This window comes from Centipeda felix, from assembly GCF_900186465.1.
GTDB classification, from domain to species: Bacteria; Bacillota; Negativicutes; order Selenomonadales; family Selenomonadaceae; genus Centipeda; species Centipeda felix.
On the sequence record NZ_LT891958.1, the window covers coordinates 473,632 to 494,277 of the forward strand.

The 20,646-nt window shown below is 59.2% G+C and carries 17 protein-coding genes and 2 pseudogenes; 15 read left to right on the forward strand and 4 right to left on the reverse strand.

Annotation, left to right across the window (positions count from 1 at the left end; translation table 11 throughout):
- The first annotated feature begins 3 nt into the window (after positions 1–3).
- From C1713_RS06710 to C1713_RS06720, 3 genes are all read left to right on the forward strand, one after another.
- Positions 4–234 (forward strand): glutaredoxin family protein, encoded by a 231-nt coding sequence (locus tag C1713_RS06710; protein WP_006690279.1) that lies wholly within the window; start codon positions 4–6, stop codon positions 232–234.
- A gap of 10 nt (positions 235–244) precedes the next feature.
- Positions 245–481, forward strand: a complete 237-nt coding sequence (locus C1713_RS06715) for a glutaredoxin family protein (protein ID WP_009753780.1) — start codon at positions 245–247, stop codon at positions 479–481.
- A 157-nt stretch (positions 482–638) separates the two neighbouring features.
- Entirely contained in the window at positions 639–2,030 is a 1,392-nt protein-coding gene (locus C1713_RS06720; protein ID WP_102493406.1) for a GntP family permease, read from the forward strand.
- A 346-nt stretch (positions 2,031–2,376) separates the two neighbouring features.
- Here C1713_RS06720 and C1713_RS06725 read toward each other — a convergent pair whose 3' ends face one another.
- Positions 2,377–3,636, reverse strand: a complete 1,260-nt coding sequence (locus tag C1713_RS06725) for a diaminopimelate decarboxylase family protein (protein ID WP_102493407.1) — start codon at positions 3,634–3,636, stop codon at positions 2,377–2,379.
- 181 nt (positions 3,637–3,817) lie between these two features.
- Between C1713_RS06725 and C1713_RS06730 the strand changes: the two genes are divergently transcribed.
- The 6 genes from C1713_RS06730 to C1713_RS06755 all read left to right on the forward strand — a co-directional run bounded on the left by C1713_RS06730 (position 3,818) and on the right by C1713_RS06755 (position 9,143).
- Positions 3,818–4,993, forward strand: coding sequence for an ABC transporter substrate-binding protein (locus tag C1713_RS06730; RefSeq protein WP_050341725.1), 1,176 nt, complete (start codon positions 3,818–3,820; stop codon positions 4,991–4,993).
- A gap of 66 nt (positions 4,994–5,059) precedes the next feature.
- A complete protein-coding gene (locus C1713_RS06735) occupies positions 5,060–5,944 on the forward strand; it encodes a branched-chain amino acid ABC transporter permease (RefSeq protein WP_102493408.1) in 885 nt (294 codons plus the stop codon).
- A gap of 12 nt (positions 5,945–5,956) precedes the next feature.
- The gene (locus tag C1713_RS06740) at positions 5,957–6,907 is read left to right on the forward strand and encodes a branched-chain amino acid ABC transporter permease (protein WP_006690286.1); all 951 of its coding nucleotides are present in this window, start codon (positions 5,957–5,959) and stop codon (positions 6,905–6,907) included.
- Complete coding sequence (locus C1713_RS06745) at positions 6,907–7,677, forward strand: ABC transporter ATP-binding protein (protein WP_102493409.1); 771 nt, start codon at positions 6,907–6,909, stop codon at positions 7,675–7,677. Before C1713_RS06740 ends, C1713_RS06745 begins: the two co-directional genes overlap by 1 nt.
- A gap of 2 nt (positions 7,678–7,679) precedes the next feature.
- Positions 7,680–8,423, forward strand: coding sequence for an ABC transporter ATP-binding protein (locus tag C1713_RS06750; protein WP_102493410.1), 744 nt, complete (start codon positions 7,680–7,682; stop codon positions 8,421–8,423).
- 75 nt (positions 8,424–8,498) lie between these two features.
- Positions 8,499–9,143, forward strand: a complete 645-nt coding sequence (locus C1713_RS06755; RefSeq protein ID WP_009753773.1) for a CBS domain-containing protein — start codon at positions 8,499–8,501, stop codon at positions 9,141–9,143.
- A gap of 58 nt (positions 9,144–9,201) precedes the next feature.
- On the opposite strand, the pseudogene C1713_RS06760 reads toward C1713_RS06755, so the two are convergent.
- Together C1713_RS06760 and C1713_RS06765 are read right to left on the reverse strand one after the other, a co-directional pair.
- Positions 9,202–9,774: pseudogene (locus C1713_RS06760) on the reverse strand (FAD:protein FMN transferase); the annotation flags it as partial.
- A gap of 211 nt (positions 9,775–9,985) precedes the next feature.
- Positions 9,986–10,597 (reverse strand): annotated as a pseudogene (locus tag C1713_RS06765) (FAD:protein FMN transferase); the annotation flags it as partial.
- A gap of 96 nt (positions 10,598–10,693) precedes the next feature.
- On the opposite strand from C1713_RS06765, the gene C1713_RS06770 reads away from it, so the two are divergent.
- From C1713_RS06770 to C1713_RS06805, 6 genes are all read left to right on the forward strand, one after another.
- Positions 10,694–11,074 (forward strand): GtrA family protein, encoded by a 381-nt coding sequence (locus C1713_RS06770; RefSeq protein WP_102493411.1) that lies wholly within the window; start codon positions 10,694–10,696, stop codon positions 11,072–11,074.
- 482 nt (positions 11,075–11,556) lie between these two features.
- Positions 11,557–13,404 (forward strand): FAD-binding protein, encoded by a 1,848-nt coding sequence (locus C1713_RS06780; RefSeq protein ID WP_102493412.1) that lies wholly within the window; start codon positions 11,557–11,559, stop codon positions 13,402–13,404.
- A gap of 1 nt (position 13,405) precedes the next feature.
- Positions 13,406–14,362, forward strand: coding sequence for a succinate dehydrogenase/fumarate reductase iron-sulfur subunit (locus tag C1713_RS06785; protein WP_006690293.1), 957 nt, complete (start codon positions 13,406–13,408; stop codon positions 14,360–14,362).
- Positions 14,362–15,231, forward strand: a complete 870-nt coding sequence (locus C1713_RS06790; protein ID WP_006690294.1) for a CoB--CoM heterodisulfide reductase iron-sulfur subunit B family protein — start codon at positions 14,362–14,364, stop codon at positions 15,229–15,231. Before C1713_RS06785 ends, C1713_RS06790 begins: the two co-directional genes overlap by 1 nt.
- 354 nt (positions 15,232–15,585) lie before the next feature.
- Positions 15,586–16,353, forward strand: a complete 768-nt coding sequence (locus tag C1713_RS06795; protein ID WP_050341740.1) for a DeoR/GlpR family DNA-binding transcription regulator — start codon at positions 15,586–15,588, stop codon at positions 16,351–16,353.
- 627 nt (positions 16,354–16,980) lie between these two features.
- Complete coding sequence (locus C1713_RS06805) at positions 16,981–17,868, forward strand: radical SAM protein (RefSeq protein WP_102493413.1); 888 nt, start codon at positions 16,981–16,983, stop codon at positions 17,866–17,868.
- 87 nt (positions 17,869–17,955) lie between these two features.
- On the opposite strand, the gene C1713_RS06810 is transcribed toward C1713_RS06805, so the two are convergent.
- Complete coding sequence (locus C1713_RS06810) at positions 17,956–20,613, reverse strand: cation-translocating P-type ATPase (RefSeq protein ID WP_102493414.1); 2,658 nt, start codon at positions 20,611–20,613, stop codon at positions 17,956–17,958.
- Positions 20,614–20,646: the final 33 nt, after the last annotated feature.

Here is a 20,646-nt window from a genome sequence, read left to right on the forward strand (position 1 = left end):
CCCATGATTCAGGTTTTCTCGTTCGACGCGTGCCCGTGGTGCACGAAGGCAAAGAAGTATCTCGACAAGAAGGGCGTCGCCTACAAGGTGCGCGACATTGAAAAGGAGCCCGCCGCCTACGACGAGCTCGTGAAGCTCACGGGCGAGGCTGCATGCCCCGTCATCCTCGCCGACAACGGCGAGTACGTGCGCGGCTTTGATCAGCCCGCCATCGACAAGCTCATCGGCGCATAAGGAGGGCTTCATGGTAAAGGTTTACTCCATCACGGTCTGCCCGTGGTGCACGAAGGTGAAACACTACCTGAAATATCGCGGCATTCCCTATGAGGAGCATAACATCGAGCACGACCCTGCCGCCCTCGCGGAGTGCAAGGCGCTCTCCGGCGACACGATCGTTCCCGTGACGACGGCGGACGGCAAGGACTTCGCCCTCAGCTATGACCGCGAGAAATTGGACAAGATCCTCGGAATCACAGGATAAACAAGATAAGCAAAGACGACGGATGCAGGAAATTGCATCCGTTTTTTATTTTTTCACACTTGCCAAACGCTTCTAATAGGATTAAAATAAAAGTGCATTGATATTTTATTTGAACGGGAACCGTTTTCTCGGTTTCTCGCAGTAAGGAGGTATTGCTATGACCGGATTACCGCTGATTTTCGCTTTTTGGCTGGCGATCGTCATCATGATCGTCATGATCTCAAAGCTGCGTATTCATCCGTTCATCTCCATCATGCTTGTCTCCCTTGGGCTGGGACTTGCTGCCGGCATCCCGCTTGTCGATCACAAACTCGATAACGGAACGGTGCAGCATGGTCTTGCCACTGTCATCGGACAAGGCTTCTCGGGGACCTTCACAAGCATCGGCATCGTCATCATCCTCGGTGCGATGATCGGCACAGTGCTCGAAAAAACGGGCGGCGCATTGAAGCTCGCAGACATGATGATCCGCCTCGTCGGCAAGAGCAAGCCTGTCCTTGCCGTACAGCTCATGGGCTGGGTCGTCTCCATCCCCGTGTTCTGCGACTCGGGCTTCGTCATCCTGAACCCCATCCGCAAGGCACTCGTCCGCCGCACGGCAGTCTCCGCCGTCGCCATGACATTTGCCCTGAGCTCGGGACTCTTTATCTCACACGTCTTTATCCCGCCGACCCCCGGCCCTATCGCTGCGGCAAGCACACTCGGCATCGGCGACTATCTCCTGCAGGTGATCGGACTTGGTCTCCTCTGCTCGATCTTCCCGCTGATCGCAGGCTACTTCTATGCACGCTGGATCGGCACAAAGGTACAGTCGAAGGACGAGGCGCAGCCCGACGAGGTGACGAAGAGCTACACAGCGCTCATCGCCTCCTACGGCAAACTCCCCTCCGGATTCAGCACACTTGCCCCGATCGTCGTCCCCATTGCGCTCATGGCGCTGTCTTCCATTGTCACTATGGCGGGCATGACCGGTCTCTCTGCCGAGGTAATCAGGTTCCTCGGTACGCCGATCATCGCCCTTGGCGTCGGCATGGTATTCGCAACGATGCAGCTCTTTTCCGTCGGACGGTCGGAGGAGTTCTACGCCATCTGCAATGACAGCCTCATGACCGTCGGCCCCATCCTCTTCATCACGGCGGCGGGCGGCGTGCTCGGCAAGGTAATTGCGACCTCCGACATGGTGAAATACATCTCGGCACACGCAGATGTGTTCGGCGGTCTGGGCATTTTCTTCCCATTCCTGCTCTCTGCGGTGCTCAAGACCGCGCAGGGCTCGTCCACCGTTGCCATGATTACGACGGCGGGCATCATTGCACCGCTGCTCACGGTGCTCGGCTTCGATACGCCGCTGCAGGCGACGCTCGTCTGCATGGCGATCGGCGCAGGAGCAATGACCGTCTCTCATGCGAACGACTCGTACTTCTGGGTTGTCTCCGAGTTCAGCGGGCTCACCCCCGATCAGGGCTACCGCGTCCAAACGATGGGCACGCTCGTCCTCGGCATCGCCGCCATGGTCGAGATCGCCCTCCTGAGTATGGTGCTGCGCTGACGCATAGAGAGAAATATTTACATAAAAAGGCTGCTGCACGAAGCTTCGAATTTCGTGCAGCAGTCCTTTTTTTGCCCCTTCCACCGCTTACGCGGTCCCCCTTCCCCGTGATAACGGGGAAGGCTTAGGATAACGGTATATAAGCGTTACGTAGAGGCGTAACTGCAATACTCCTAAGCAAACCTTAGTGGAGCAAGCGGATATAGTGCGCGGTACGCCCCGACGGATTTCGCCCGTTCAAGCGAAGCGCGTTAAGAAATTCGTCGGTATTTAAGCGTACAAGCGCACGACCGCTTGCGAACGAGGTGTTTGCGTGGAGTGTGCAGTCCTAGACCCCTTCACCGTCTCACTTCATCAGTGAGCCCTCATATTTCAGCGTAGCAAAATAATCGTCGATGGTCTGCGGGCGTCGGATTAGCTCGATGGAGCCGTCCATGCGGCGCAGCAGCTCCGCGCAGTGGAGCTTTGCGTTGTAGTTGAATCCCATCGCACTGCCGTGCGCCCCCGTGTCGTGGATGATGAGGATGTCTCCGATGTCGATTTTCGGCAGGGCGCGGTCAATGGCGAATTTATCGTTGTTCTCGCAGAGCGAGCCCGTCACATCATAGACGTGGTCGGCAGGTGCATTTTCCTTGCCGAGGACGGTAATATGATGGTAGGCGCCGTAGATCGCAGGGCGCATGAGGTTCGCCATGCAGGAGTCGAGGCCGATGTACTTCTTGTACGTGTCCTTCTCATGGAGCACGGTGGAGACGAGCCAGCCCGCATCACCCGTGATGCCGCGTGCACTCTCCGTACGGATGCCGACATCGCCGAGCCCGGCGGGGCGCATGATCTCATTGTAGAGCCTTTCGATGCCCGCACCGACGGCGTCATAGTCGATGCCGTCCTGCTCGGGGCGGTACGGGATGCCGAAGCCGCCGCCGAGGTTGACAAACTCAACGTGGATGCCGAGTTTTTCCTTCAGCTCCGCCGCCAGCTCGAACATGAGACGCGCCGTGAGGAGGAATGCCTCCGTGCGCAGCTCGGCAGAGATCACCATCGTGTGCACGCCGAACCGCTTCACGCCCATCTCAAGGGCGCGCCGATAGCCCTCGAACATCTGCTCACGCGTGAGCCCGTATTTTGCCTCGACGGGCTTTCCGATAATATCGTTGCCCTCGACGAGGTTGCCGGGGTTGTAGCGGAAGCAGAGGAGGTTCGGCAGGCCGGCGTGCTCCGCCATATAGTCAAGGTGACTGAGGTCATCGAGGTTGATGACGGCACCGAGCTCGATCGCCTTCTGGAACTCCTCATACGGCGTATCGTTCGAGGTGAGCATGATCTCCTCGCCCTTGACGCCCGCTGCGGCAGAGATGATGAGTTCGGGGGTGCTGCTGCAGTCCGTGCCCGCTCCGTCCTCATGCAGAATCTGAACAATGCGCGGATTCGGCAGTGCTTTTACGGCAAAGTGCTCACGGAAGCTCGGCGCCCATGCGAATGTCTCGCGCAGACGGCGGAAGTTCGCACGGATCTTTGCCTCGTCGTAGAGATGAAACGGGGTCGGGTACCGCTCGATGAGACGCAGCGTCTCCTCCTTCGTGAGCGGAAATTTCTTCTCATTCATATTATTCTCCCTTGGTGTAAATCCCTCTTCCCCCATAGCTGTGAGAAAGATATATATATGAAGTTCCGTTATTATAGCAATGAAAAATCCTCTCTGTCAAATGTATCCCTTGACGAACGGCGTGCGCTCCCGTATAATGTGGACTATGTTTTTCATAGGCATTATCTAAGGGGGTATATCCATGAGATTCGGAGGAAAAGCCTTGCGTCTTGCCGCTGCACTCGTCGGCACAGCTCTTCTTGGCTCGGCACTTGCCGGCTGCGGAGGAAATACGGCGAACTCGGACGAGATCCGCATCGGCGCAAACTTTGAAATGACCGGCAACACGGCGAACTACGGCACATCGACGCTCGAAGGGCTGAAGCTCGCGATCAAAGAAGCCAATGATGCCGGCGGCATCAATGGCAAAAAGATCACCCTCGTTGAGGCGGACAACAAGTCCGAAGCGGCAGAGTCCGTCAATGCAGCGACAAAGCTGATCTCCGACGATCATGTCCGCGCCATCGTAGGCCCTGCGACAACCGCAAACGTCATCGCCGAGTCACAGATTGCGGCGGACAACAAGATCCCCGTCATCGCCCCGGATGCAACGGCAGTGGACGTCACGGTCGAGAAGGGTCAGGTAAAGCAGTGGATCTTCCGCAGCTGCTTCATCGACCCGCAGCAGGGCGATGTCATGGCGAAGTTTGCCCTCGATACACTGAAAGCAAAGACGGCGGTCATCTACCTCGACAATTCGACGGACTATTCCAAGAGCCTCGCACAGGTCTTTGAGAAGGTCTTCACCGCCGGCGGCGGCAAGGTGCTCATGACCGAGGCATTCCTGGGCAAGGATCAGGACTTCAAGGCGACGCTGACGCGTCTGCGCGAAGCGAATGCAGATGTGATCTTCGTCCCCGCCTACTATGAGGAAGTCGGCAAGATCGTCAAGCAGGCGCGTGAGATCGGCATCACAGCACCCATCATCGGCACGGACGGCTGGGATGATCCAAAGGTCGCCGCACTCGCAGGAGCGGATGCGCTGAACAACACGTACTTCAGCACACACTACTCCGACAAGGATGAGTCAGTGCGCCCCTTCATCGATGCCTATCAGAAGGAATACGGTCACATGCCGAACGTCTTTGCTGCCCTCGGCTATGACGCCGGCAAGCTGCTCGTTGATGCGCTGAAGCGTGCAGGCTCCGACGATCCCGAGGCGCTGCGCAAAGCCCTCGAGGAGACAAAGGACCTCATCGTCGGCACGGGCACGATCACGATGGATGCAAACCATAACCCGATCAAGCAGGCAGTCATCCTCGAGAATAAGGATGGCGACCGCGCGGTGGTCGCAAAGATCATGCCGAGCGCAAACTAATCTGCACAGAAACGTTCAAAGAGCCGCATCCTGCGGCTCTTTTCATCATCTCAGGGAGGTTTTTCTATGGAGGTACTGCAACAGATTCTGCAGCAGCTCATCAACGGGATTTCGCTCGGCAGCATCTACGCGCTGATCGCTCTCGGCTATACGATGATCTACGGCATCATCAAGCTCATCAACTTCGCCCATGGCGATATCTACATGGTCGGGGCATACCTCGGCTTCTACGCGATCACGCTCGGGATCCCCGTTGTGCCGGCGATTCTCATCTCCATGGCGATCACGTCTCTGCTCGGTGTCGTGGTGGAGCGGCTGGCCTACCGTCCGCTGCGCCACGCGCCGCGCATCTCCGTGCTCATCACGGCAATCGGCGTGTCCTTCCTCCTCGAGTACGTGATGATGGCGATTGTCTCACCGACGCCGCGCACGTTCCCCGCCACACTCAGCGACGTGTCGTTTGACCTCGGCGGGCTCATCATCAGCGGTCAGCAGATGCTCATCATGGGCGTCACCCTCCTGCTGATGCTCATCCTCACCTACATCGTCCGCTCGACAAAGATCGGCAAGGCGATGCGTGCCGCCTCCTACGATACGGAAGCGGCACAGCTCATGGGGATCAATGCGAACCGCATCATCTCGATCACGTTTGCCATTGGCTCGGCGCTCGCCGCTGTTGCGGGCGTACTCATCGGCATCTACTACAACTCGATCGATCCGCTCATGGGCATCATGCCCGGCATCAAGGCGTTCGTCGCGGCGGTGTTCGGCGGCATCGGCATCCTGCCGGGCGCCGTCGTCGGCGGCATCGTTCTCGGCATTGTCGAGGCGTTTATCTCGGGGCTCGGCTTCTCCATGTTCCGCGATGCGGCGGCTTTCGCCATCCTGATTCTCGTCCTGCTCATACGCCCTGCGGGCATCTTCGGCAAGAATGTTAAGGAAAAGGTCTAAGGAGGGGTGACGATGAATCCATCAACGAAAAATGATCTCAAAATGCTCGTCTTTGCCCTCATCATTTACGCCGTCATCATGGGGCTGACGAGTGCGGGGATGCTGAACGCCTTCTGGCAGCTCAATCTCATCTTTGCGGGCATCAACATCATCCTTGCGGCGAGCCTCAACCTCATCAACGGCTACACGGGACAGTTTTCCCTTGGGCACGCGGGCTTTATGGCGATCGGTGCGTATGTCGGCGTCGTGCTCACAACGAATTTCCACCTGCCCTTTGCGGCGGCACTTCTCGCGGGCGGCGCTGCGGCAGGACTGCTCGGCGCGCTGATCGGTCTGCCGACGCTGCGTCTGCGCGGCGACTATCTCGCCATCGCGACCCTGGGACTTGGCGAGATCGTCCGCATCATCATCATCAACGTTCCCTATGTCGGCGGTGCGGCAGGATTCAAGGGCATCCCGCACCTCACGAACTTCACATGGGTGTTCTTCCTCATGCTGGCCACGCTCTGCATCATCAAGAACTTTGTGAACTCCCGCCACGGCCGTGCCTGCCTTGCCATCCGCGAGAACGAGATCGCGGCGGAGTCCATGGGCATCAACACGACGAAATACAAGGTGCTTGCCTTTACCATCGGCGCATTCTTTGCGGGCGTGGCGGGCTGCCTTTTCGGGCACAACATGTACATCCTCAGCCCCGCATCCTTTACCTTCATGCAGTCGTTCAATATCCTCATCATGGTCGTCATGGGCGGTCTCGGCTCGATGACGGGCTCGATCGCGGGCGCACTTGTCGTGACCTTCCTCTCGGCGGCTCTCGCGAGCTTCCCGAATGCGCGCATGATCATCTATGCGCTCGCGCTCATCCTGCTCATGTTCTACCGTCCGCAGGGTCTCTTCGGCTACGTTGAGATCACGGCGATGCAGCCGCTGCGCCGCTTCTTTCGGAAGGGAGGAGAAGCATAATGGCAAAAAACCTGCTCTCAGCAACGGATGTCTCCATGGTCTTCGGCGGACTCAAAGCGGTCGCCGACTTTAACATGCACATCAAATACGGTGAGCTGATCGGACTCATCGGACCGAACGGCGCCGGCAAGACCACTGCGTTCAATCTCCTCACGGGCGTCTACCATCCCACGACAGGCGAAATCCTATTCAAGGACAAGAGTATCGTCGGACTATCTCCCTACCAGATCACGGCACGCGGCATCGCCCGCACGTTCCAGAACATCCGCCTCTTTGGTGAGCTCTCCGTCCTCGACAACGTCAAGATCGCCTATCACTGCCACATGAACTACGGTCTCATCGAGGCGATACTGCGCGTCGGACGCTATCGCACGGAGGAGGATAAACTCACAGAGGAGGCACATCGTCTGCTCGAGATCTTCCATCTCGACGGCATGGCGCAGGAGAAGGCGAAGAACCTCCCCTACGGAGCACAGCGCCGTCTCGAGATCGCGCGTGCCCTCGCGGCACAGCCGTCCCTCCTGCTCCTCGACGAACCGGCGGCAGGCATGAACCCGCAGGAAACGATCGAACTCATGGAGATGATCCGCTGGGTGAAGAGGGAGTTCGGCATCACGATTCTCCTGATCGAGCACGATATGTCACTTGTCATGGGCATCTGCGAGCGCATCTACGTGCTCGAGTACGGCGCAATTATCGCAAACGGCACGCCGGACGAGATTCGGAAAAACCCCGAGGTCATTCGCGCGTATCTGGGGTCGGAGGAATAATCATGGCAAACGAAGCAACACAGCCGCAGAACGGCATCCCCATGCTCCGCATCGCGGATCTCAACGTCTACTACGGTGCAATCCACGCACTGAAGGGCATCTCGCTTGAGGTGCATCAGGGGGAGATCGTCACCCTCATCGGTGCGAACGGTGCGGGCAAGTCCACGACGCTGCGCACGATCTCGGGGCTGATCGCTCCGAAGAGCGGCGCCGTCGACTTTGAGGGACAGGGCATCGCGGGGCTCGGCGCCCACGACATCGTACGCCGCGGCATCTCACAGGTGCCCGAGGGGCGGCGCATCTTTGCCGATATGACCGTCCTCGAGAATCTCGAACTCGGTGCCTTCATCCGCAATGACAAGGACGGCATCGCGAGCGACATGGAGATGGTCTTTACGCGTTTTCCGCGTCTGAAGGAGCGCATCTCCCAGCAGGCGGGCACGCTCTCGGGCGGTGAGCAGCAGATGCTCGCCATGGGACGCGCACTCATGAGCCGTCCGCGTCTCCTGCTCCTCGATGAGCCGTCGATGGGGCTTGCGCCGCTCCTCATCAAGGAAATCTTCTCCATCATCGTTGACATCAACAAGGCGGGCACGACCATCCTGCTCGTCGAGCAGAACGCCAATATGGCGCTCTCCATCGCAAACCGTGCCTACGTTCTCGAGACGGGACGCATCACGCTCTCGGGCTCCGCAAAGGATCTCGCGGCGAGCGAGGAGGTACGCAAGGCCTATCTGGGCGGATAAGAAAAGAAGGAAAACACGCCCTAAAGCGCGAATATTACAGTAATATACAAATTCATCCCTGCAAGGAGGAGCATTATGTTTGTTGCCAACTGCATGACCAAGAACCCCATCACCATTGCCCCCGATGTGGGGATCGACGAGGCGGCAAAGATCATGGACAAGGGGCATTTCCGTCGCCTGCCTGTCGTCGAGCACGGAAAGCTCGTCGGCTTCTTCACAAACCGCGACCTCCTGCGTGCCTCGCCTTCGGCAGCAACCACGCTCGACCGCTTTGAGCTGCGCACCCTGCTCTCGAAGATCAAGGTCGCTGACGTCATGCAGAAGAACGTCATCACCGTGACCGACACAACGACGATCGAGGAAGCGGCGCTCATCATGGCGCGCGAAAAGATCGGCGGCATGCCCGTCCTCTCCGAGATCGGCAAAGTCGTCGGCATCATCTCCTCCACGGATATCTTCCGCGCCTTCGTCACCATCATGGGACTCGACAGCGGCAAGACGCGCCTGACCATCGCGGTCACCGACCGCAAGGGCGTCCTCCGCGACATTGCCACCATACTCGCCGATCTTGACATCAGTATCGACAGCATGGTCACCATCCCCCAGCCGAGCGGCACCTACGACATCATCATCCGCGCCGACATACCGGATGTGGAGACAGTCAGGGAGCGTCTCGCGGCAAAGGGCTTCAACGTCAGCCACGTCACACAGATCGGGTGACCTTCTCTGCAGCAAAGGCCTGCCTTCGGAATACGCTTCCGAATGGCAGGCCTTTTTGTCACTCGATCACATGTCCATCTGTCCCAATCAAGATGAGCTGTGCACCCGGAATCTCCGAGAGGAGGCTGCGCCCACGCTCCGCGCCCATGACGAAGATTGCCGTCGAGAGCATATCCGAGAGCTGTCCCTCATGCCCTGCCCACGCGGTCTCCTCCATCGCATTCTGCGGCAGAATGACGGTGACGGACGCGAGTCCCGTCTCTGCGGGACAGCCCGTGCGCGGGTCGACGAGATGGTGATACCGCCGCCCCTCGCAGAGGAAATACCGCTCATCGTCGCCCGATGTGGAGAGCATGGCATCCGAGAGCTGCGCCGCCGCAGCGAGATCGCTGCGGCTTTCCCCGCGCGGATTGCGGATGCCGATATGCCACGGCTCCCCCTCCGCATTCACGCCGCACGCGAGAATCGAGCTGCTGCCGAGATCGGCAAGAGCATTCACTGCGCCGCCTGCCGCCCAGCTGCGCGCGATGCCGTCGAGCGCCAGCCCCTTGATGAGTGCGCCGCGGTCGATCTTCATCCCCGCGCGCAGAAGCCGCACCTCCGTGTGATCTCCATCATCAGCGGCACGCATCCGACTCCAGCGCGGAGGCCGCGATGAGGAATGACGCGCGCGGCTGGGTACTCATGGAGGCAGTGATCCTCGGCTGCATTGTGCTTTCCGCCGCCGCCGTGCTCGGAATCTTTGCCCGCAGTGCGCTGCTCGCAGAGCAGTCCGCCGCGCGTATGGATGCGGCGTTCTTGGCGCGGCAGGAGCTCTCTGGAATGGAGNTGATGAGTGCGCCGCGGTCGATCTTCATCCCCGCGCGCAGAAGCCGCACCTCCGTGTGATCTCCATCATCAGCGGCACGCTCTCGCAGCTCAAGCGCATGCCAATCGACGTGTGCGCGCGCCGCGGCGACCTCCTCCGCCGTCGGCGGATACTGCGCGGCGCGCGCCGCATCCCACAGCTCCGTCAGCGTGCCCGAAGTGATATCAAACGCGCCGTCCGACTGGCGCGCCATCTCCTGCGCAAGGGCAAGCGTCTCATAGAGCCCGGACGGCACCTCCGTCCATTCCCCCGTTCCTGCCGCCGCCTCCACACGGGCGAGCACCGCACCGTCCGCATCCTCCTCCGTCGCCGTGAGCACCGCCATCCCGTCCCGCAGCGCCGCCTGCGACGTGATCTCATCCGCACGCACGGTCAAACGTGCCACCGTCCCCATCACGATCCGCGTCTCCTCCGCCGTCACATCCCCCCCGCACCCGCCGAGGAAGAGTGCCATGCCGAGCAGAAGAACAAGGGGCGACTTGAACAACCGGAAAAACTTTTGTATCATATATAGGATTCCTTTCTTCAGCGGCGATATCGTATGATCATCCTTCTGCACCAATATATCGAAGCAAGAGAGCACCATGTTCCTAAGTGAACCTTAGCAGAGCAAGTGCCTCTGTGCAGCATGCAGAAACAGCAGACGATATTCACGCCGCAGTTCAATCCTCCGAGGTGACCCATGCCATCCAGATTTCATGAAATTCTCCGTTTCCTCCTCGTCGGGGGCGGCTGCTTCCTGCTCGACTACGGGCTGCTCTACATCCTCACAGAGTATGCAGGGCTCTACTATCTCCTCTCGTCGGGGATCTCCTTCAGCATCTCCGTCTTTGTCAACTATCGTCTCTGCCTCATCTACGTCTTTCATGGCGCATCCGCCGAAACGCGCCGCGCGAAAATCCTCTTCTTCGGCTCGAGCATCGCAGGACTTGCCCTCAACCAGCTCCTCATGTGGGTACTCGTCGACGGACTCAGCGTCTACTACATGCTCGCCAAGATCATTGCCGCCGGCATCGTCACCGTGTGGAACTACGTCCTCAAACGCCGTGCCCTGCGCAGCTAAGGAAGTACTGATATCTTGGGAAGCACTGATAAATTCGGCACGACCATCTTGACGCATCTTTTTCGCCCGCTTATCGTTAGCAAATCCTCCACATAGCCCTCGCTATGCGTCCGGTTTGCTGCCTCAATCGGACAAAAAATCTACGCCAATCTGGCATACCTCATTTTATCAGCGATTCCCTTGTATTCTAACAACATCCCGCGCGCTGCGCAAGCACGGGAATGCCGGCATACTGTCAGTTCTGATGCAGCAGCACACACGCAGCCTCCGTTCACAGCACACCCGCCACCGAATAGCCCCCTCCCCCGCTTCGTCAGGGGAGTTTTTTTGTGCCATTTTAGCCCTTATACTCCGCAATATTCAGTAAAGTACTTCTTTTATCCAAAAAGAAGGAGTTCTTTCTCCAAGAACGAAATAGGAACCTATTATAGGATTTATTTATAATTGAAATAGATTCTATGTATCATTAGGAGGGAAAAGCAATGGCAATGGAAATCTCACGCCGCACCTTTATCAAGGGAACAGCAGCGGCGGGCGTTGTCCTCATGTCCGGTGCCTATCTCGGCTGCGGGGGAAAGAACATCCCGGAGCAGGTACGGCGCGGCGACGTGACCTATGACGTGCTCGTCATCGGCAGCGGCGGTGCAGGGATGCGTGCAGGACTCGCGGCAGCTCAGAACAAGGATCTGAAGGTCGCTGTCCTGACGAAGCTCGTCCCGACGCGCTCGGCATCGACGATGGCGCAGGGCGGCATGAACGGCGTGACGGGCGTCACCGACCCTAAGGACAGTATCGAGTCGCACACATTCGACACGATCAAGGGCGGCGACTATCTCTGTGATCAGGACGCAGTCGAGTATTTCGCGGAGAACGCGGGCAAAACCATCTTCGAGATGGACTACATGGGCTATCCGTACAACCGTCAGAAGGATGGTCACTTCCATCAGCGCAAGATGGGCGGCTCATCCTATCCGCGTGCAGCATACTTCGAGGATCGTGCGGGACACGCCATGGTGCACGCACTCTTCGAACAGTGCCTTGCACACAATATTGATTTCATCTCCGAGTGCCAGATGCTCGAGATCAGCATGACGGACGCCGGCAAACTCGCGGGCATTGTCGCGATGGATATGCGCTCGGGCGACCTCATCGGCATTCCCGCGAAGACGATCATCATTGCCACAGGCGGCTACGGCCGTGCCTACTGGGTGCGTACCTCCAATCCGTACAGCTCGACGGGCGACGGCATCGTCGCAGGCATGAACGTCGGGATCCCGTTCAAGGATCCCGAAATGGTGCAGTTCCATCCGACAGGTCTCTCCGTCAACGGCGTTCTGCTCTCCGAGTCCAGCCGCTCCGAGGGCGCACAGCTCTTCAACAAGAACGGCGAACGCTTCATGTCGAAATATGCCCCGGAGAAGATGGAGCTCGCGACGCGCGACATTGTCGCACGCGCCATCGCTACGGAGATCGAACAGGGACGCGGCATCGGCGAGGGGCTGACCGCCGGCGTCTACCTCGACTTTACAAAGATCCCGCCCGAGCGCATCCACGAACGCCTCGGGCAGGTCTACGGCCTCGCAAAGCGTTTTGCGGGCGTTGATATTACGAAGGAGCCTGTCCTCATCAGCCCGACCTGCCACTACTCCATGGGAGGCCTTGAGATGGCCGACTACAAGACGGGCGCGACGCGCATCCCCGGCATCTTTACGGCGGGCGAGTGCAGCTGCGTCTCCGTCCACGGTGCGAACCGCCTTGGGGCAAACAGTCTCTCCGAGGTGCTCGTCTTTGGCAAAACGGCAGGCGAGGGTGCCGCCGCTTACGCCAAGGAACACAGCTACGAGGGCACACAGGATCAGCTCGCCGCAGCGTGCACGAAGTGGAAGGATCACTTTGACAAGGTGACCGCACGTCCGCACACGACGAACCGCACGGTTCCCGAGATCCGCGATGCCATGGTCAACACGATGTGGTACAAGGCGGGCGTGTTCCGTGACGGTGCGCAGCTCGAAGCGGCCTCGAAGGAACTGCGTGCACTCGAAGAGGATTACAAGAACTGCTATGTCGGCGACAGCTCCCATGTCTACAACACAGCATTCGAGCAGTATGTCGAGCTCGGCAATCTCCTGCAGATCTCCCATGCCATCGTGCAGGGCGCGGCGGCACGCAAGGAGAGCCGCGGCGGACACTCGCGCCGCGATTTCCCAAAGCGCGACGATGTGAACTTCCTCAAGCATACGCTGATCTACAAGCAGCCCGACGGGAAGTACACGGCGGAGTACAAGGACGTCGTCATCACGAAGTATCCGCCAAAGGAAAGGAAGTATTGACATGGACGCAACACTCAAAATCCATCGCTATGTCGAGGGCAAATCGTGGGTGGACACGTTCACCGTGCCGCGCTCCACAGGACTTACTGTTCTCGGCGCACTGACCTACATCAAGGAGCAGCAGGATCCGACGCTCTCCTTCACCTGCTCCTGCCGTTCGAGCATCTGCGGCGCATGCGCCGTGCGCGTCAACGGCAACGCCGAGCTCTCCTGCGAGGTGCTGATTGACGACCTCACGGCACGCTATCAGAGCGATGAGCTCACGATCGAGCCGCTCGGCAACTTCCGCGTGATCCGCGACCTCATCGTCGACTGGGATCCAAAATACGCGCGCCTCAAAAAGGTAAAACCCTCCCTCCATCCGAAGGACGAGTTCACGGTGGAAACGGGCTGTCTCCAGTCCCCCGAGGACTTCAACAAGTACAAAAAATACGCAGGCTGCATTCTCTGCGGATCCTGCGTCTCCGAGTGCAACAAGAACACACTGAATCAGGACGACTTCCTCGATCCCTTCGCCTTCGTCAAGGCGGAGAAGCTCGTCGCCGACTCGCGCAGCAAAAGCCCCGAGGAGCATCTGAAGGCCGTCATCGAGGCCGGGCTGTGGCGCTGCTTCAACTGTCAGGAGTGCACAGCAAAATGTCCGAAAGGGCTCGACCCCGCCGGTGCCATCGAGAAGCTGAAGGCGGAAACCTTTAAGCATCACCTCGACGACAACGTCGGTGCGCGCCACGCAAAGGCGATCTACGATGACATCCAGACCTCCGGCACGCTTGACGAGTCGAAGCTCAACATCAAATCCGAGGGATACCTCATGTCGAGCCTGCGCCTGCCGATGGCACTGCGCCTCATGAACGTCGGCAAGATGGATCCGCTCGCCAAGCATCCCGTCAACCCCGAGATCAAGACCATCGACGCCATTGTCAAGGCGGCGGAGAACGCCGATAAGGAGGACGCATAATGAAATACGCACTATTCCCGGGCTGCGTCCTCGACGGCGCGGCAGCCGAGGCATATACCTCGCTCAAGAAGGTCTGCGAAAAGCTCGGCATTGAGATCGAAGAAATCCCGAACTGGACGTGCTGCGGCGCATCCCACGGGCAGGGCGTGAACGACCTCGCCATGCTCGCCATAAACGCACGCAACATCTCCATCGCAGAGAATATGGGACTCCCCATCCTCACTGTCTGCAACACCTGCACGCTGCAGCTGCGCACGGCAAAATACCGACTCGACCATGAGCCGGGGCTGAAGGACAAGGTGAATGCCATCCTGGAGGAAGCAGGTCATCCGTACGCATATCAGGGGACGAGCGACATCACGCATTTCCTCTGGGTCCTCGATGAGCATCCCGAGGTGCTCGACGGGAAGATCACGGACGCACTGCAGGGGACAAAGGTCGCCTGCTACTACGGCTGCCACATTCTGCGTCCGAAACCGCAGATGCACTATGAGGAAGGCGACTATCCCGAGTCCTTCGAGCGTCTCGTACGCCGCCTCGGGGGGGAGCCCGTCTGGTTCGATGCGGGGCGCAAGTGCTGCGGCTTCCACGCACAGTTCACCGCCGAGCACGACGTGCTGACCGTCACGGGACAGATCGCCGCAAGTGCGGCACACGCAGATGCCGATCTCATCGCCACCCCATGCCCGCTCTGCCAGATGCAGCTCGATATGTACGGACCCGAGGGACGCGACGCGGTCCGCGGTGAGACCGACATGCCCATCCTCCACCTGCAGCAGCTCGTCGGGCTCGCACTCGGCATGACACAGGAAGAGATCGGTTTCAATCGCCACGTCTTCGGACGCGATAAGCTGAAAGTCGGTGCGTAAAACATCTTCTTTCGATTAGTAAACAGAATGGTTTTTTTCGAATAAGAATTCCTCCGATCAGATACGTCCTACTACGATATCAACATTGTATACAGGACAATGGAAATCATCGTGATCGGGGGATTTTTCTTGTTATTCCCATATAATCATAATTTAATACTACGAAATGCAGGAATTTGTTTATTATAATAGAATATAAATGATGATTTCACTCCTATAAATTTAATTCAATAGATAAAATTGTCTTGCTATTTTGTCTGTTTTGCGTTACACTGAATGCAAAGGATGGACGCTACATTGAATCGCAGATATATGAGCGTTTCTATTTTCATCTGCGTAAAGGGAGTGAATATCATGTTTCTGGAGGAGCGTCAAGAGCTCATCGTCCGCATGGTGGAGCGTGACGGCAAGGTTAAGGTCAAGGAGCTCAGCGCCAAATTCAAAGTCACCGAGGACTGCATCCGCAAGGATCTCGGGTCACTGGAGCGGCAAGGACGCCTCAAGCGCACCTACGGTGGTGCCGTGAAACTGACCCAAAGCGTTCACATGATCGAGGTAAGCCGTCATCGTCACATGGATGTCGAGGCAAAGCGGCGCATCGCGCAGGCAGCTGTCTCTCTCATCCATGACAAGGATATGGTCTTCCTCGACGTGTCCACGAGCAACCTTGCCATTGCAGAACTGCTCATGAAGAGCGACCGTGATTTGACCGTTGTCACGAACATGGTCGATGTGCTCGGCGTCCTGGCACGCAATCCCCGCATCGAGCTGATCTTTGCAGGCGGGCAGATCAACCGCGGACGTGACGGATTCTGGGGCGGTATGACGCAGGACTTCATCGGAAAGCTGAAGCCCGATATTGCCTTTGTCGGCGCCGTCGGCGTCAACGTTAAGGCAAACAGTGTCTCCACCTACGACATCGACGACGGACTCAACAAGGCAACCATTATCGCACGCAGCAAGCGTTCCTACGTACTCGCAGAGGCGCGCAAATTCGCTGCGGACGGCAACTATGACTATGCACCGCTCAATTCCCTGTCGGGGTTTGTCACGGATACGGAGCCACCATCCGATATTCGTGCCGCTGCCGCAGACCTGGGGGTTGATGTCGTACTTCCGTAATATCTCTCATTGATCGGACAGAACCGAGACGGACTTGCCGTCTCGGTTTTCTTGTGCGAAAATATAGGAAACACTGATAAAATGAGGTCTGCCAGATTGGCGTAGATTTTTTCGTCCGAACGAGGTGGAAAACCGGACGCAGAGTGGTGCTCTGTGGAGGATTTTCCGCCGAAGTGCGGGCAAAAAAGATGCGTCAAGATGGTTGTACCGAATTTATCAGTGCTTCCTATAGTTACGGTGCGTGCTCCTCGCAAACACTTCGTTGCACAGGCGGCCGCACACTTATCTGCCTAAATACCTGCGGATTCCTAAACGCGCTTCGCTTGAATTGTGCCCCCACCACCGCAAGCGGCCCCCTCCCCCGTGATCACAGGGGAGGCTTTGAAGAACGGCCATAATAGCTTCCCCCGCCGATGCGAGTATGGAAACGGCAATATAGCTTCCCCCGCCGATGCGGGGGAAGTGCCGAACGCAGTGAGGCAATGGGGGGCGCCCGTAACGCATGCGACTTTCTATCGGAAGAATCTCAGCACGCTGCAGAGTAAGTGAGCATGATTGAAAGGGCGAGAAAGTCACGAGAGAACAACTTCATAGCCCCCAACACATACAACATACAAGGAGAAACGATTGATTGATTTGCTGAAACACTGTACGCTCTGCCCGCGGCGCTGCGGCGTCGACCGCACGGCAGGCGGGCGCGGGTTCTGCGGCGCAGGGCGGCTGGCGCGTGTTGCGCGCACGATGCTGCATACATGGGAGGAGCCCTGCCTCGTGGGAGCGCACGGCGCAGGGGCGGTGTTCTTCGCCCACTGCACACTCCGCTGTGTCTACTGTCAGAACTACGAGATCAGCCACGAGGGACACGGCAGAGAGATGACGGAGGAGGAGCTTGCGGCGGCGTTTCTCACGCTGCAGGCGCAGGGCGCCGCAACGCTCGATCTCGTGACGCCGACGCACTACACGCCGCAGATTCTCACCGCACTCGCGCGTGCACGATCAGAAGGGCTGACCCTCCCTGTCGTCTGGAACACGGGCGGCTATGAGACGGAGGAGAATATCGCACGCCTCGCGGGAGTAGTGGATATCTACCTGCCCGATCTCAAGTACAACGCGGAGGAGAGCGGACGGCTCTACTCTGCCGCCCCCGACTATACAGAGGCCGCATTTGTCGCGCTCCGTGCCATGGTCGAGCAGGTCGGCGCACTGCAGTTTGCCGCGGACGGACGGCTCCTGCGCGGCGTCCTCGTCCGTCATCTCGTCCTGCCGGGACACCGTCACGAGAGCATCGCCCTCGTACGGCGTCTCTGGAAGGCGTTCGGTGAGTGCATACAGCTCAGTCTCATGCGGCAGTATACCCCGCTCTATCGCGCGGCGGAGTTCCCGCCGCTCCACCGTCGGCTCACGACCTTCGAGTACGAGTCCGTCGTCGATGCCGCACGTGATCTTGGCATGACGCAGGTCTACGTGCAGGGTGCGGAGGCGGTCGGCACAGAGTACGTACCCGACTTTAGATAATGGATTCTTGTGCCCCTACCCCTGTGATCTCTCCCCCTCCCCGTGACCACGGGGGAGGCTTTCGTTTAGGGAATCACTGATCCCCCCTCACCGCAGGCCGCGTACCATCGCCTTGCGGAGGAGGTCGACGGGGAGCATCGTTGCGGCGAGGAGGAAGGCGAGCACCCAGCCGCCTGCATGGATGGGCGTGCAGCTGAACATTGCACCGATCCACGCGCCGACCTCATGCGGGAAAAGCGGTGCATTGATGATGGCCGCCATGATGAGGACGATGCCGCCCCAAACCCGCAGAAATCCCGGATTTGCCCCGAGATCGCGGAAGATGCCGAAGCCGCTCGACCGCACATTGAACCCGTTCATCAGCGAGGCCAGCACGAACAGCAGGAAGTACGCCGTGTACTGCTCCGCCTGCCCTGCAAAGCATGCGGCAAAAACTGGCTGTGTGAGGAAGGCAAAGCTGAGCAGCACCAGCCACGTCCCCATCCAGAGAATCTGTGCTGCCATCGCGGGGCTGATGATGCTCGCGTCGCGGCGGCGCGGCTTCTCGTGCATATAGCTCTCATGGGCGGGCTCGTTGCCGAGCATGATCGCCCCGAGACTGTCCATGACGAGGTTGATGAAGAGCAGATGCGTCACGCGCAGCGGCTCCATGATGCCGAAGAACGGCGCGAGTGCGCTGACGACAACGGCGGCAATGTTGATGACGAGCTGAAAGCGGCAGAACTTCAGGATGTTGTTGTAGATCGTGCGTCCATAGAGGATCGCGTCCTTGATTGAGCGGAAATTATCGTCGAGGATAACGATGTCGCCCGCATCCCGCGCCGCCTCTGTGCCGCTCCCCATTGCAAAGCCGACATCGGCGCGCCGCAGGGCAGGCGAGTCATTGACCCCGTCTCCCGTCATGCCGACGACGAGATTCATCTGCTGTGCGAGGCGCACGATGCGCGACTTGTCTGTCGGCAGGGCACGCGCAATCACGCGCAGCTGCGGCAGGACGCGCTGCACGGCAGCATCGTCCATCTGCGCGAGGTCGCTGCTCGTCAAAACGAGCTCCCCGTCCGCACGCAGGAGACCTGCATCACGTGCGATCGCGACCGCTGTCTCGCGGCGGTCGCCCGTCACCATGACGACCTGGATGCCCGCCGCCTGCACCTCGGCGATCGCCGCTCGCGCCTCGGGGCGTACATCGTCGCGAATCGCGGCAAAGCCGATGAGCACGGTGTCCGCATTCACCTCATTCGTGCAGAATGCCGATGCAGAATACCCGAACGCAAGGACGCGCATGGCGCGCGCGGCGTAGGCGTTGATCGTCTCCGTCAGGGCGCCGGCATCGTAGGGCACGACATTTCCCGCCGCATTGAGTGCATACTGTGCGCGGGCAAGGAGCACCTCAGGGGCGCCCTTATAGACGACAACGCCGCGCGCGGGCAGCTCTGCCTGGCTGAATTTATTCACCGAGTTGAACGTCTGCCGCTGCCCCGTACGCGCGTTTTCATCCGCCTGCAGAGCACGATAGTATTTCTCCCCCAGGGCATACATGACCGCCTGATCGGTCGGATTCCCGCCGACGACAGTCCCGCTCTCATCGTACATGGAGGCAGTGTTTCTGCCGATGGCAAGCCGCAGCTGCTCCGCGAGCGCCGTCTCTCCCGCGAGGAGATCTGCGCCGTACACCGCACCGTCCGCCGTAAAAAACTCGACCACCGAGAGCCGCCCGCCCGTGATCGTCCCCGTCTTGTCGCTGAAGAGAATGTTCAGCGCACCCGCCGTCTCGATGCCGACGGCGCGGCGCACGAGCACGCCGCGTGAGAGCATGCGGCTCGTATTCTGCATCAGGACGATGGAGATCATGAGCGGCAGCCCCTCAGGTACAGCACAGACGATGATGAGGATGGCGAGTGAGACCGCCTCGATCACGTCCACGAGAACCTGTCCCCAGCCGAGGAGGACATAGGCCTCGATGCCGCCCGCGCGCAGGGTGAAGAACATCATGTAGAGCGCGACGATCACGATGCCCGAGATATAGCCGAACGCCGAGATCTGATCGGCGAGCTTGGCGAGCTTGACCTGCAGCGGAGACGCGGGTTCACGCGCCTGCATCTCCGACGCCATCTGTCCCATCATGGTCGCAGTACCGACGCGGCACACCTGCAGTATGCCCTCGCCGTCAAAGACGACGCTCCCGCGAAAGAGCGTCGTGCCATCGACAAAGGTATCCCCCGTCGTCTTCTCCGGAAATACGGCAGCCGCATCGGCGCGCTTATGGCACTCCTCCGTCTCGCCGTTCAGTGCTGCGTTGCTCACACGCAGGTCACCTGAAATGAGTACACCGTCGGCGGGGATCTTGTCGCCCCCCTGCAGGATGACGAGGTCGCCCACCACGATCTCATCCACGGGCAGGACGTGGAGGCCGCCGTCGCGGCGCAGTTTTGCCCTGTCCTTTGCCGTGCGCGCGCGCAGCGCATGGTATTCGCCGTCGCTCGTCAGGCTCGTCCGCGCGGTCACCGTTGCCACGATGAGCACCGTGACAATCGTACCGACCGGTTCATAGATCTCCGCATAGCCGACGAAGTACATCGCGACCATGAGTGCGACCATCACGAGCAGGATGCGGATCATCGGGTCGCGGAATGTCTCCAAAAACGCCTGCCCGAAGGTCAGCCGCGCCGGCTCCGGCAGGACATTCACCCCATGGATGCGGCGCGACGCCTCCGCCTCTGCCGTTGTCAGTCCTCTATGCGTCAACGCTGTCCTCCTCCCCGATGCAGCGCCGCCTCA